This window comes from Halobacillus litoralis (assembly GCF_004101865.1).
Classification (GTDB): Bacteria; Bacillota; Bacilli; order Bacillales; family Halobacillaceae; genus Halobacillus; species Halobacillus litoralis_A.
This window is the reverse complement of sequence record NZ_CP026118.1, coordinates 212,299-225,752: the sequence shown is the minus strand read 5'-3', so window position 1 is coordinate 225,752 and position 13,454 is coordinate 212,299. Positions and strand designations below refer to the sequence as shown.

The window sequence follows — 13,454 nt, the reverse complement described above, 5'->3', positions numbered from 1 at the left end:
TATCATAGTGTAAGGTCGCTTTAACATTTAAATCATATCAGGTATCCCCTGATTATTTAGCTTGCTGATTGCGTAGAGCATTAACAGCATTGATACCTGCTTGCATATTACTAGCAGTAGGTGTCATCGTTGTAGTTGGTGGGAAACACGTGATACCAGTGAAGTTACTAAGATCCACTTCTACACAAGCCCCTGTTGCATACCATCCATCATATTCAATGAAGTCTAGCAGTGAATCTGGTGTGGAGTCACACAGGCTCGGATATAGAAGTTCCAAGACCGCGCAACATTTGTCATCCTCTTTGATTTTCTTTACACGGAAAAATGGAGACGGAATGGGACCGAAGCAGGATGTGTTGACATTTCTTACTCCCCAGGCAAAGTACGGAAGCAAACCGGAAAGTGCGCTTTCGCATCCACATAGAAGCATGAACGGAATCGTGTCATTTCCGTTCCCATTTGCTGCAGGAGAAAGCAAATCTCTTAGTGATTTCTCACATGAACCAGCACGACAGCAATCATTATTGGCAACTTCGTCCTGTGCTGCGGCAATTTTTCTTACCTTTTCACAGACACAGTTGCTTTTTTTACATTTACAACTCATTTATTTCACTCCTTTACACTATTTACTAATAGAGTATGAGAGAAATAGACAAGAGGATGGGAGAGTGTCACGATGAAGGAGAAATGTGCGCTTGTACATAATGAAAGAGTCTAGTAGAGGTTCAGCAACTTATTAGAGTCTCTAATGAAACTGTATCGTTTTAATATATAGTAAAATCAAGGACTAGCAGAATGAGAAGTGAACGTACTATTCCATTCCTGATATGTATGGGAACAAAAAAAAGACGAGGGGCTCCCTCGTCTTTTTTAATGAACTGTGCGATATAAACCGACGACTTTTCCTAGAATCGATACATCGTTCAAGATGATCGGTTCCATCGTGGCATTTTCAGGCTGAAGGCGGATATGGTTCTTCTCTTTAAAGAAGCGTTTGACAGTGGCTTCTTCATCTTCTGTCATTGCAACGACTATATCTCCATTTTGAGCTGTCTGTTGTTGTCTGACTATCACCATATCTCCATTCAGTATTCCTGCTTCGATCATACTTTCCCCTTGCACGATAAGGACGAATGTATTGTCGTCTGATCCTGCTAATGTGTCTGGGAGCGGCACATATTCTTCGATATTTTCAACTGCAGTGATAGGAGACCCTGCCGTAACTTTACCTATCACTGGGGCATATGAGGCTTCACTTCTCGGTATGCTATGATCTTCTTCTAATTCGATGACTTCTATTGCTCTTGGCTTAGTAGGATCCCGGCGGATATACCCTTTCTTCTCCAGTCTGGATAGATGTCCATGTACGGTAGAGCTGGAAGCCAGCCCGACAGATTCTCCGATTTCCCTTACAGATGGTGGATAACCTTTCATTAATACTTGTTCTTTAATAAAATCTAATATCTCTTGCTGCCGCTTTGAAAGTTTACTCATAGATTAGCACCTCGTACATAGGATTATAGTAACCACATTGTACCACGGTCATTTCAAAAACACAAACAAGCGTTCGAAAAATACAAGTTGACAAGAACACACATTCGTATATAATGGTAATCAACAAATGCGAACACAAGTTCTAAGGGAACGTTCGTTCTTAAAACGGAGGGATTAATCATGTTCAACAAATTATCCAAACTGGATTACACTTATTTATTATTGTTCGTTGTGAGTTTTGCCTTTCTCTATTATTCTATGGTTACGAGCGGGTAAGTAATCAGTCGTAGAACTTATAGGAGGAAGGGTCAGGCATCATGAAAGTACTATTATATTGTCGTGTCAGCACGGAAAAAGAGGCACAGGTAACCTCATTGAACAGACAAAAGACAGAGCTTGCGAACATGGCACAAGTCCATGGAATGGAAGTGGTCGAATGCATCCAAGAACAAGCGAGTGGGTATGACATCGAGCGCGAGGGGATTTTCCGCCTGTTGTCCTATTTTTCAGAAGGGGAAGCAGATGGTCTGCTGATCCAAGATGAAACCAGACTCGGGCGCGGAAATACGAAAATAGCACTTTTCCATCAATTGAATCGTTTGGAAGTGAAAATATTTTCCCTTTCCCATGAAGGGGAGCTGGAGCTTTCAGAATCTGACTCGATGGTCCTGCAAATCGTAGGCATTGTTGAAGAATATCAAAGAAAAATCCATAATATGAAAATACGCAGAGGGATGAGAAAAGCAGTAGATCAGGGCTATGACCCTGCTTCCAACCTTTCGAATCAACATTTAGCCCCGGGACGTGAACGTATAGAATTTCCCATTGAAGAAGTAGTTCGTTTGCGAAGGAATAACCTGACATTCAAAGATATCGCTGCCACTCTGAGAGGCTTGGGTTACGATGTTTCCAAAGCGACGGTCCACCGTAGATATAAGGAATATCTATCGCTTGAAAAAGAAGAATAAGCAAGTTAATATATACTTAAACGACAAGAGTCTTAAAGGCTGCTTGTCTTTTTCATGTTTTTACGGTCCAGACTATATATAAAGGAGTAGGATCTTATGTTATCCAAAGAGAAAATCAATCGAATCAACGAGTTAGCCAATAAATCAAAACAAGAAGAATTGACGAAAGAGGAAAAGAATGAACAACAGAAATTAAGACAAGAATATCTGAAAAATGCTCGTAAATCCTTTAAGAATCAATTGAAAGGTGTCACTGTCATCGATCCTGAAGGTACAGATGTTACACCGAAAAAACTGAAACAAATGCAGGAAAATGAGAAAAAGAACTAGCTGTTTCCATGAGCACTCTATTGCAGTAGAGTGCTTTCTTTTTTGTTTCTCCCGGAAAATAAAAACGGCTATAATAAAATAGAAGAAAAGATACTGGTAAAGAATATTTTAAAAGATCAATGACAACCTTGAATGAGACGCTCTTAGTCAGAGCTGAAAACCTCATCTTCTTGTTTTTGGATCACTCTTAAGGAACGTTTCAGTAGCGAATGAACGTCTGTTTAATTCCATCATTTAAGGGGAAAGTATAGGGAAGATCTTTATGAAAGTTCATCCTATGCTTGTTTCAAATGGATTTTCATTATAGGATAATACATGGTACATATACCTGAACAGAAAGGGGAATGTTGGACATGGCTAACAGCCTTGAACAAACATCAATCAATACGATCAGAACACTTACGATCGATGCAGTAGAAAAAGCAAACTCTGGTCACCCGGGGATGCCTATGGGGGCTGCACCGATGGCTTACACACTATGGACGAAATTCATGGATCACAACCCGAATAATTCTGAATGGTTCAACCGTGACCGTTTTGTATTATCAGCAGGGCATGGATCTATGCTGCTTTACAGTCTATTACACCTCTCAGGATATAATGTGAAGATGGACGATTTGAAGTCTTTCCGTCAGTGGGATTCCAAAACTCCCGGTCACCCTGAGTTTGGTCACACGGATGGAGTCGAGGCTACGACAGGCCCTCTTGGACAAGGAATCGCTATGGCAACTGGTATGGCGATGGCTGAAGCCCATCTGGCAGCTAAATACAACCGCGAGAGCTACAATGTAGTAGATCATTACACTTATACGATTTGCGGCGATGGAGATTTGATGGAAGGTGTATCCCAAGAATCCGCCTCTTTAGCTGGCCACCTTGGTCTTGGTAAATTAATCGTTCTTTATGATTCGAATGATATTTCGCTTGATGGTGATCTGGATCGCTCTTTCAGTGAGAGTGTTGAAAAACGCTATGAAGCTTATGGATGGCAGGTTATCCGTGTTGAAAACGGCACAGATACAGAAGAAATTACGAAAGCGCTGGAAAAGGCGAGAGCGAATACGGATCAGCCGACTATGATCGAAGTTAAAACAGTGATCGGCTACGGTTCTCCAAACAAATCCGGTAAATCTGATTCTCATGGTGCACCTTTAGGTGAAGATGAAGTGACTGCAGCTAAAGAATTTTATGAATGGGGTCATGAACCTTTCCATGTACCTGATGAAGTTTATCAAGATTTCAAAGAGAAAGTACAGGAAAATGGTCAAGATAAAGAGCAGTCCTGGAATGATCTGATGACTCAATATAAAGAATCATATCCTGAGCTTGGGAAAGAGCTGGAAGCAGCCATCCGTGGTGAGCTGCCAGAAGGATGGGACAAAGAACTGCCTTCTTATACAGTTGGTGAGGACAGTCCTGCAACCCGTGCAGCTTCCGGGGGTGCGATTAATGCTTTATCTGATGCCATCCCTTATTTCTTCGGTGGTAGTGCCGATCTTGCCGGTTCAAACAAAACAGCCGTGAAAGATCACGAAGACTTCTCCCGTGAAAACTATGCGGGGCGTAACATTTGGTTTGGGGTACGTGAATTTGCGATGGCTTCTGCCCTGAATGGTATGTGTCTCCACGGAGGTCTGAAAGTTTATGCCGGTACATTCTTCGTCTTCAGTGATTACATGCGTCCGGCAATCCGTCTGTCTGCACTTATGAATCTTCCTGTGAACTATGTGTTTACTCACGATTCAGTAGCAGTCGGTGAAGATGGTCCGACACACGAACCAGTGGAGCAGCTGCCTTCACTTAGAGCAATGCCGAACCTTTCAGTCGTCCGTCCTGCAGATGGAAACGAAACCAATGCTGCGTGGAGAATCGCCCTGGAGTCTAATACCACTCCTACTGCGCTTGTGTTGACTCGTCAAGGACTTCCTACACTTGAAGGTACAGAAGAGAATGCTTACGAAGGTCTGAAGCGAGGTGCTTACATCCTTAGTGATTCAGATAAAGAAGAGCCTGATGCTATCCTTCTCGCCTCTGGTTCTGAAGTTCAATTAATTGTCAAAGCCCAAGACGAATTGAAGAAGAAAGGGTACGATGTCCGCGTCGTGAGTATTCCTTCTTTCGATCGTTTCAATGTACAACCTCAGGAATACAAAGAGAAAGTATTGCCTCCGAACGTTCGTAAACGTCTTGCAGTTGAAATGGCTGCTTCCTTCGGATGGGAACGTTATGTCGGTCTTGATGGGTCTGTCATTGGAATCGATACATTCGGTGCCTCCGCACCTGGAAATACAGTCATTGAAAACTATGGCTTTACAGTTGAAAATGTAGTGAAACATGCGGAAAACCTAATGAAATAAACAATAAAAACTGCCCCCTGGTTACGGGGGCAGTTTTTTTATACATATTGAGTAAAGACATTTTCACTTGAAGGGATCCATCTGAAGAGGTAGGAGGGCTGATAAACAGAGAGAAATAGACAAAAAAAGAAACTGCTTACTGCCACAATATGACACGAAATCTATCTATTTGTTTTTATAATGATAGGGAGGAGTGAGTGGAATGTATTTCATCATATTTTCAATCAAACGTGAAATTACAGAACAATATTACTATAAAGCAGATCTTATGAAGCGGTTTTTCTTAGAATGGCTGAGGAATCCTGCAAGTCGTCATCATCACAGGCAACTCTCCTACATAACAGAGCCTTTCCCTTTCGAAAGTTACTTAGACAAAGAGTTAATAGAGGAATCGAGTGAAAAAAATGGTTCTTTTTGTCGTCGCTTTTTCGATTTCGCCCTTCCGTATGATATAATAGTCGATAAGAATTATTGTTGTCTTTTTCAGTGTGATAGTCTGTGGCAAGCTGAAAGTGTTGCATTCAGCCCGTTGAGAATGTCGACCCATACGTTTTATATCATTGAAACTACAGGGGAACATTATGGCTGGATCACATCTGAGGCACGGCAACGTCTATTATCGTAAAACGACTATTGTATTCTAAAGACCGTTTTACTATACTGTTATGGGAGACAATACGAAGGAGGAAGACGAAGACATGACATTGGGGATCGTTTGGGTCATCATCATAGCTTTACTAGCGCTTGTCGGTGGGGCAGCCCTTGGCTTCTTTATCGCAAGAAAATATATGATGAATTATTTGAAAAAAAACCCGCCAATCAACGAACAAATGCTACGCACATTGATGATGCAGATGGGTCAGAAACCATCACAGAAGAAGATCAATCAGATGATGCGTTCAATGAACAACCAAATGAAATAATTCATAAAGCCTTCTTCCTGTACGGGGAGAAGGCTTTCTCTATGGAAAACATAAGATGTTCACAGTAGTTTCATCGTTTTTTGAAAAAACCTCTGATACAATAGAGGGCGACTAAGAGTTTGGAGGATAATATTATGATGGATGTGAATCTATTCCTAGCTTTCGGAGCAGGGTTTTTATCGTTCATTTCTCCATGTGTTTTTCCTTTATATCCTGCATTCCTCTCTTACATAACAGGGATGAGTGTCAATGAATTAAAAGAAGACAATGGAATGTTGAAACGTACAAGCTTAATTCATACCGTTCTATTTTTAGCAGGTTTTACGACGATTTTTATGATTATAGGGTTTTCGGGATCATTTTTCTCTCAGTTTCTAATCCAAAATGAGTCGATCATCCGTCGTTTGGGTGCGATTTTAATTATCTTTTTTGGATTCACCATCATTGGAGTGTTCAATTTTCAATTTTTGATGAAAGATAGGAAAATCAGTTTTAAAAACCGGCCTTCTGGATATTTGGGGTCCTTTTTAATCGGCCTGACTTTTTCACTTGGATGGACGCCTTGTACGGGACCGATACTTGCAGGTGTACTTTCTCTGGCAGCCGATTCACCTGAATTGTTTGTAGTTATGATGCTCTCATATTCCATGGGTTTCTCAATTCCTTTCTTGCTGCTTTCTTTCTTTATCGGCAAATTGAATTGGATCAAACGTCACAGCGCAAAGATCGTAAAAGTAGGTGGATACATCATGATTCTTGTGGGAATAGCTTTATATTTCGACTGGATGGCTAAGCTTACATCATATCTTGCTGGATTATTTGGATTCCAAGGTTTCTAAAATATAGATTTTATGCGGTTTTTATATTAAGATAAAAGTATTGATTAAAAATAAAGGAGTATTTGTATGACCCGGACCAACGACATCATATTAAGAACAACAACTACTTTAATTGCTTTCATACTATTAGGGTTTTCCATTTACTTGTTTTTTGCTGGGCACAATGCGCCCGGTGGTGGTTTCATCGGAGGTCTCATGACTGCTGCTGCAATCATCCTCATGTATATGGCTTATGGCATCAAGGCGATGGAAAAAATTCTGCCAATCAACTTTCGTTATGTGATTCCTGTAGGTTTGGTCATCGCAACTGGTACAGGAGTCGGGTCCTTTATATTCGGCCAGCCGTTCCTGACGCAGACCTTCGCTTACTTTCAATTGCCCATTTTAGGTAAGACCGAACTGGCTACGGCTTTATTGTTCGACCTTGGGGTCTATTTAGCGGTCGTCGGAGTCACAATGACGATTATCTTGACGATTGCAAACGACCGTGAATGAAGGGGGGAAGGATGAATGGCGAAAATTCTGATAGTGGATGATGCTAAATTCATGCGTATGACGCTGACGAACATTTTGAAGAATGGGAACCATGAAATAGTCGGAGAAGCTGAAAACGGGCAGGAAGCTGTAGAAAAATATGAAGCACTTTCACCGGATTTAGTTACGATGGACATCACAATGCCTGAAAAGAATGGTATTGAAGCTCTTAAGGAAATCAAAGCTCAGTCTGAACAAGCAAAAGTCATTATGTGTTCAGCTATGGGACAACAGAAGATGGTAGTTGAAGCAATTGAGAAGGGTGCGAAAGATTTCATCGTCAAACCCTTTGATGAGTCCCGCGTCCTTGATGCGATTGACCGTGTGTTAAACTAAACTTTATTCAGGCAGAGAAGAAAGAGTGAAATGGTATGTTTTGGTTGATTGCAAGTACTATTGTAGCTGCATGTATGGCGACGGGGATGATTTTCATCCGACTTCGCGCATCCAGGCAGCCTGCAAGTGTAAAAAAAATCATTTTGCCTCCATTTTTCATGAGTACTGGTGCCTTGATGTTCATTTTTCCTGAATTCAGGGTCCAGTGGAGTCAGGTGATTGAAGCGCTTTTAGTTGGCGTAATCTTCTCGTTTTTTCTTATCCGGACCTCAAAATTAGAGGTGAGGGGTGGAGACATCTTTTTAAAGCCTTCCAAAGCTTTCGTCTTCATTTTGTTCGGCTTATTGATCCTGCGGGTCATCTTCAAGCTGATTATCGGGCAGCATGTTTCCTTTGGAGAAACGAGCGGGATGTTCTTTCTGCTGGCTCTGGGAATGATTTTGACATGGCGTCTGGCTATGCTGAGGCAATATTTACAATTAGAAAAGAATTTAGACGCAAAAAAGGACCTGGCGTAAGCCTGGTCCTTTTAACGTTCAAGTAATGGATGATATGGTGTCATATCAATTTCTTTTTCTTCGAGCTTTTTGATTAGGAATTTATGGTCCCGTTTCGGAGTGGCACGAATGTAACCTTCGATCAAGATATCCTGCGTAATTCTTTTCTTCTTTTTTTGCAGTGCGATTTCCCCGATGCGGCCAGCAATTTTTTGTCTGGCTACATCTCTGAAGATTTCAGGAACAGGAGAGACGAGTTCTTCCAAAAGCTCTTTCTGCTCAGAGGCCCACATATGACGGGTCTTATCCACATAATATTCTTCCCAATCAATGATTGATTTCCCATCTTCTTTCGGCAATCGTTTCAAAAATTTCCGGAACATGAAAAAACCACCGATGCTCATCAAACCGACCATGATGACAATCCACCCGACTATGAATAGGGCAAATCCACCTGACATACCTATCACCTGTTTCATTTTTCTTGTAATCAGTTCTTTATTTAATTATAAAAGTTCCTCCATTTAAATACAAGTGTTCCTGTTATGTCGGGCTCAAATATATAAATTGTCGAATTATGAAAAATTTACGTCCATATATTTTACTTATAAATCGTTTTCATTTACAATAAGGGTTGCAGATTTGTGAACTTGTTATGTATGAAGGGATCAAATGTACAAAAATTGGGGAATGGAGAAGCCGGATAAACGGCATCACCATTGAATTTTGATGAGGGGGTAAAAGGAATATGGCTAGCAATGCTTTTAATGCTCGCAAACAATTTGACCTGAATGGCCAAACGTACAACTATTACGACCTGAAAGCCTTAGAAGATGCGGGACATGGTAAGATCTCCCGTCTGCCTTTCTCCATCCGTATCCTACTAGAATCTCTGTTACGTCAACATGACGGACGTGTCATTAAAGATGAGCACGTAGAGAGCCTAGCAAACTGGGGAACTGAAAAATCTAAAGGGGAAGATGTTCCATTCAAACCTTCCCGTGTCATTTTGCAAGACTTTACAGGAGTACCGGCTGTCGTCGATCTTGCATCATTGAGAAAAGCGATGGTTGACATGGGTGGAAGTCCTGATAAGATCAACCCGGAAGTACCTGTGGATCTTGTCATTGACCACTCCGTACAAGTAGATAAGTACGGGACAGCTGATGCACTTAATATCAATATGGAACTTGAATTCGAAAGGAACGAGGAACGTTATGAGTTCCTTCACTGGGCACAAAAGGCGTTCGATAACTATCGCGCTGTCCCGCCAGCAACAGGAATCGTGCACCAGGTGAACCTTGAATACATCGCGAATGTCGTTCATGCGAAAGAGAATGAGAGCGGCTCTTATGATACTTATCCAGATACACTTGTCGGTACCGACTCACATACGACGATGATCAATGGCCTTGGAGTTCTTGGATGGGGTGTTGGAGGAATAGAAGCGGAAGCTGGAATGCTCGGACAACCTTCTTATTTCCCTGCTCCAGAAGTTATCGGTGTTAAGTTGAACGGAAGCTTCCCACAAGGAACCACCGCAACAGACTTGGCTTTGAAAGTTACACAAAAACTTCGTGAACAGAATGTTGTTGGTAAATTCGTTGAATTCTTCGGACCTGGTCTGCAAGAAATGCCGCTTGCAGATCGCGCTACCATTTCCAACATGGCACCTGAATATGGAGCTACATGTGGTTTCTTCCCAGTTGATGGAGAGTCACTTGAATATATGCGTCTGACTGGACGTAGTGAAGAGCAGATCAATATGGTCGAAGAGTACTGCAAGAAAAACAGTCTTTGGTACGATCCATCCTTCGAAGATCCAGAGTTCACTTCACTGGTTGAAATCGATCTCGGAGAATTGGAGCCGAATCTATCAGGACCTAAACGTCCTCAAGACTTGATTCCACTTTCCCAAATGAAGGATTCATTCGAAAAAGCGATCACTGGCCCTGCTGGGAACCATGGTTTCGGTTTGGGTAAAGCCGAATTCGATAAAGAAGTTGAAGTGAAGTTCGATAACGGAAATAAAACAGTTATGAATACTGGCGCTCTTGCTATCGCTGCGATTACTTCATGTACGAACACTTCTAACCCACACGTTATGCTTGGGGCAGGCTTAGTAGCTAAGAAAGCCGTTGAAAAAGGTCTTGAAGTGCCGGATTATGTGAAAACTTCACTCGCACCCGGCTCCAAAGTAGTAACCCGCTACCTTGAAGACTCTGGATTAATGCAGCCCTTGAATAAACTCGGTTTCAACCTTGTGGGTTACGGCTGTACGACATGTATCGGGAACTCCGGTCCATTACTGCCTGAAATCGAAAAAGCTATCGCAGACAGTGATTTGACGGTTTCTTCTGTGCTTTCAGGTAACCGGAACTTCGAAGGACGTATCCACCCACTTGTAAAAGCGAACTACTTGGCTTCACCGCCACTTGTTGTCGCCTATGCACTTGCAGGGACGGTTGATATCGACCTTAAAAATGAAGCGATCGGTAAAGACCAACAGGGGAATGACGTCTTCTTTGATGACATCTGGCCATCTCAGGAGGAGATCAAATCAGAAATTTCCCGTGTTGTTACACCGGAAATCTTCCGTAAAGAATATGAAAGTGTATTCAACTCCAATGAAAAATGGAATGAAATCAATACGACTGATGAGCCGTTGTATGACTGGAACGATAATTCCACGTATATACAGAACCCGCCGTTCTTTGAAGGACTCTCCAGCGATCCTGAAGCAGTCAAACCACTAAAAGGAATGCGTGTGGTAGGTAAATTCGGTGACTCTGTAACTACAGACCATATCTCACCAGCTGGTGCGATTCCTAAGGATATGCCGGCAGGAGAGTACTTGCAGGAGAATGGTGTGAGTCCGCGTAACTTCAACTCTTACGGATCCCGTCGTGGTAACCATGAAGTTATGATGCGTGGTACGTTTGCAAATATTCGTATCCGTAATGAGCTTGCTCCTGGTACAGAAGGTGGCTTCACAACTTATTGGCCGACAGAAGAAGTCATGCCGATTTATACAGCTGCCATGAAGTATCAGCAGGACGATACTCCGTTGATGGTCATCGCAGGAAATGACTATGGTATGGGAAGCTCTCGTGACTGGGCGGCTAAAGGTACTGACCTTCTTGGAATCAAGACAGTCATTGCCGAAAGCTTTGAGCGTATTCACCGCTCCAACCTGGTCATGATGGGTGTGCTGCCACTTCAGTTCAAACCGGAAGATTCCGTTGAATCCCTTGGTTTGACTGGACGTGAAACTTTTGATGTGGAAGTCGGAGAAGATGTGAAACCACACGATCTTGTCAAAGTTACATCCACAGATGAAGAAGGTAATAAAAAAGAATTCGACGTCATTGCTCGTTTTGACAGTGAAGTTGAAGTTGATTATTATCGTCACGGTGGTATCTTGCAAATGGTACTGCGTAATAAACTTAGTTAATGGCAAAAAGGATCGCCCGGCCGGGCGATCCTTTTTTCTATGTCTGTGATGATGATGTTTCTCCCTGTCCTACATAAGTTCTCCGTTCCGTGTATGTTCTTTTCAAGATACGGATGTTTAACTTTGTTAACACAGACCAAGTCATATGCTTTCTATCCTTGAACACTTTAGAAGAGATAATTGTGAAATTTGTATGAAAAGGCGTATCCTTCTTTACAGGTATAAATGTTTTTCTATATTCTTATATATAGAAGAGAGACGAAGAATTTTTCTTAGACGGACGGAGGAAATGAAATGAAGCAATGGGGAGCCACAGCATTCCTGGTACTACTTTTCGCATTTGTCATCATTTCTGCGTTAAATGAGAATGATGAGAAAGAGGCGGATAGTGGCCTTCAAGAATATAGTGATCGTGACCAAGAAGGAGCGGGGATGACTGCTCCTAACGCTCCTGATGGCTTAGAGGAGGGGGAACAGGCCCCAGACTTCACTCTACAGACACTTGAAGGTGAAACGGTCAAACTTTCCGATTTCAAAGGAAAAAAAGTGTTTTTGAATTATTGGGCTACCTGGTGTCCGCCTTGTAGAGAAGAGATGCCGGAAATGCAGCGCTTCCATGAAGAATTCGGAGACGAAGTCGTCATTCTTGCAGTTAACGGCACAGGTTCGGAAAAAAGTGTCAAGCAAGTTAAGGAATACGTACAAGAAGGTGAATACACCTTTCCAATTCTATTGGATAAAGATTTAGCTATAAATCAGACATATGAGATTATCTCGATACCTACAACATATTTCATCGGAACAGATGGAGTCATACAACAACCAAGGATCGTTGGCCCGATGACATATGAGTATATGAAAGAGATGAAAAATGCATTAAATTAAGAATATTTCTTTCAAATCATGGAAATCATACCTATTAAAGGAGAGATTTCCATGAGAAGACATAAACCGATTTCTTTTGAGGAACGAGTAAAAGAAAATATCCGCTCGATCCAAGCCGATCACAAGCTGATGGAACAAATCGACGAACGAATTGAAAAACGCCACAATGAACGAATGAAACAAATCCCGTCGTGAACCGGGGTTTGTTTTTTTGCGTAGGAAAATAATAAAGTACCACCCTATGGGTCTTGTGCTGGATAAGGGCTTAGCCTCTCGAGACCTTAACTACATCAGTACCGCCATGAAAGATCAGTTCACGGTACTGATGTTCTTACGCTTTTCGAGGTCGACCAAGGCACTTGCGCTTTTGTCTTTATATTGGGGATTAATGACAGTGAATGTCCATCATAAATCATTGGCTTCCTGGGAAAAGTAAACCATGACTCACATTACGAAAGTACAGGAGGGTGACGATATGTCCCACAAACAACAGCACATGGCGAACGAAAAGCCGAACCCTGATAAGCGGGCAGATAATGTCGATCGACTTCAGGAGAATGTAACAAATACGATTGAGAATATTGAAGCTTCCCACAATGCAATGCAGTTTGCCACAGAGGAAGAAAAGCAGGATATTGAACGCAAAAACAAGCGGAGAAATCAGTCGCTTGAGTCGATGAGGCAGGAGATTAAAGACGAAGCTCGTCACCAACAATATTAATCAATTTATGAACCGCTTCTCTTTAAATAATGGGGAGCGGTTTTTTAAAAAGGAAGTTTTTCCTGCCGACAGCATGTTCATCTACATAAGACCTTGTCTATGATAAAATGAATAAC

The 13,454-nt window shown here is 41.9% G+C and carries 16 protein-coding genes; 13 read left to right on the top strand and 3 right to left on the bottom strand.

Going from position 1 to position 13,454, the window contains the following annotated elements:
- Positions 1-52: 52 nt before the first annotated feature.
- Both HLI_RS01195 and lexA read right to left on the bottom strand, forming a co-directional pair.
- Positions 53-604, bottom strand: coding sequence for a CotY/CotZ family spore coat protein (locus HLI_RS01195; protein WP_128522676.1), 552 nt, complete (start codon positions 602-604; stop codon positions 53-55).
- A 266-nt stretch (positions 605-870) separates the two neighbouring features.
- On the bottom strand, positions 871-1,494 hold the full coding sequence (lexA, locus tag HLI_RS01190; RefSeq protein ID WP_128522675.1) for a transcriptional repressor LexA: 624 nt from the start codon (positions 1,492-1,494) through the stop codon (positions 871-873).
- Between the two features lie 317 nt (positions 1,495-1,811).
- Between lexA and HLI_RS01185 the strand changes: the two genes are divergently transcribed.
- The 9 genes from HLI_RS01185 to HLI_RS01145 all read left to right on the top strand — a co-directional run bounded on the left by HLI_RS01185 (position 1,812) and on the right by HLI_RS01145 (position 8,299).
- Entirely contained in the window at positions 1,812-2,462 is a 651-nt protein-coding gene (locus HLI_RS01185; RefSeq protein WP_128522674.1) for a YneB family resolvase-like protein, read from the top strand.
- Between the two features lie 96 nt (positions 2,463-2,558).
- The gene (locus HLI_RS01180; RefSeq protein WP_128522673.1) at positions 2,559-2,792 is read left to right on the top strand and encodes a DUF896 domain-containing protein; all 234 of its coding nucleotides are present in this window, start codon (positions 2,559-2,561) and stop codon (positions 2,790-2,792) included.
- A 353-nt stretch (positions 2,793-3,145) separates the two neighbouring features.
- Positions 3,146-5,149 carry a transketolase gene (gene tkt / locus HLI_RS01175; RefSeq protein ID WP_128522672.1) on the top strand — a complete coding sequence of 668 codons (2,004 nt, stop codon included), beginning with the start codon at positions 3,146-3,148 and terminating at the stop codon, positions 5,147-5,149.
- Between the two features lie 202 nt (positions 5,150-5,351).
- Entirely contained in the window at positions 5,352-5,774 is a 423-nt protein-coding gene (gene sirA / locus HLI_RS01170; RefSeq protein WP_128522671.1) for a sporulation inhibitor of replication protein SirA, read from the top strand.
- A 73-nt stretch (positions 5,775-5,847) separates the two neighbouring features.
- On the top strand, positions 5,848-6,072 hold the full coding sequence (locus HLI_RS01165; RefSeq protein WP_128522670.1) for a YneF family protein: 225 nt from the start codon (positions 5,848-5,850) through the stop codon (positions 6,070-6,072).
- Between the two features lie 134 nt (positions 6,073-6,206).
- Entirely contained in the window at positions 6,207-6,911 is a 705-nt protein-coding gene (locus tag HLI_RS01160; protein WP_128522669.1) for a cytochrome c biogenesis CcdA family protein, read from the top strand.
- A gap of 66 nt (positions 6,912-6,977) precedes the next feature.
- Positions 6,978-7,406 carry a Na(+)/H(+) antiporter subunit B gene (locus tag HLI_RS01155; RefSeq protein WP_128522668.1) on the top strand — a complete coding sequence of 143 codons (429 nt, stop codon included), beginning with the start codon at positions 6,978-6,980 and terminating at the stop codon, positions 7,404-7,406.
- A 15-nt stretch (positions 7,407-7,421) separates the two neighbouring features.
- Positions 7,422-7,781, top strand: coding sequence for a response regulator (locus HLI_RS01150; RefSeq protein WP_128522667.1), 360 nt, complete (start codon positions 7,422-7,424; stop codon positions 7,779-7,781).
- A gap of 35 nt (positions 7,782-7,816) precedes the next feature.
- Positions 7,817-8,299: a CcdC family protein gene (locus HLI_RS01145; RefSeq protein ID WP_128522666.1), complete on the top strand. Its 483-nt coding sequence runs from the start codon at positions 7,817-7,819 to the stop codon at positions 8,297-8,299.
- A gap of 11 nt (positions 8,300-8,310) precedes the next feature.
- Here HLI_RS01145 and HLI_RS01140 read toward each other — a convergent pair whose 3' ends face one another.
- On the bottom strand, positions 8,311-8,739 hold the full coding sequence (locus HLI_RS01140; RefSeq protein WP_128522665.1) for a DUF2621 domain-containing protein: 429 nt from the start codon (positions 8,737-8,739) through the stop codon (positions 8,311-8,313).
- Between the two features lie 287 nt (positions 8,740-9,026).
- On the opposite strand from HLI_RS01140, the gene acnA reads away from it, so the two are divergent.
- The 4 genes from acnA to tlp all read left to right on the top strand — a co-directional run bounded on the left by acnA (position 9,027) and on the right by tlp (position 13,338).
- Complete coding sequence (gene acnA / locus HLI_RS01135; RefSeq protein WP_128522664.1) at positions 9,027-11,732, top strand: aconitate hydratase AcnA; 2,706 nt, start codon at positions 9,027-9,029, stop codon at positions 11,730-11,732.
- 294 nt (positions 11,733-12,026) lie between these two features.
- On the top strand, positions 12,027-12,617 hold the full coding sequence (locus HLI_RS01130) for a peroxiredoxin family protein (protein ID WP_128522663.1): 591 nt from the start codon (positions 12,027-12,029) through the stop codon (positions 12,615-12,617).
- A gap of 51 nt (positions 12,618-12,668) precedes the next feature.
- Positions 12,669-12,812, top strand: coding sequence for an FbpB family small basic protein (locus tag HLI_RS01125; protein ID WP_164908438.1), 144 nt, complete (start codon positions 12,669-12,671; stop codon positions 12,810-12,812).
- Positions 12,813-13,092: 280 nt separating this feature from the next.
- Positions 13,093-13,338 carry a small acid-soluble spore protein Tlp gene (gene tlp / locus HLI_RS01120; protein WP_431357382.1) on the top strand — a complete coding sequence of 82 codons (246 nt, stop codon included), beginning with the start codon at positions 13,093-13,095 and terminating at the stop codon, positions 13,336-13,338.
- The last annotated feature ends 116 nt before the right edge of the window (positions 13,339-13,454 follow it).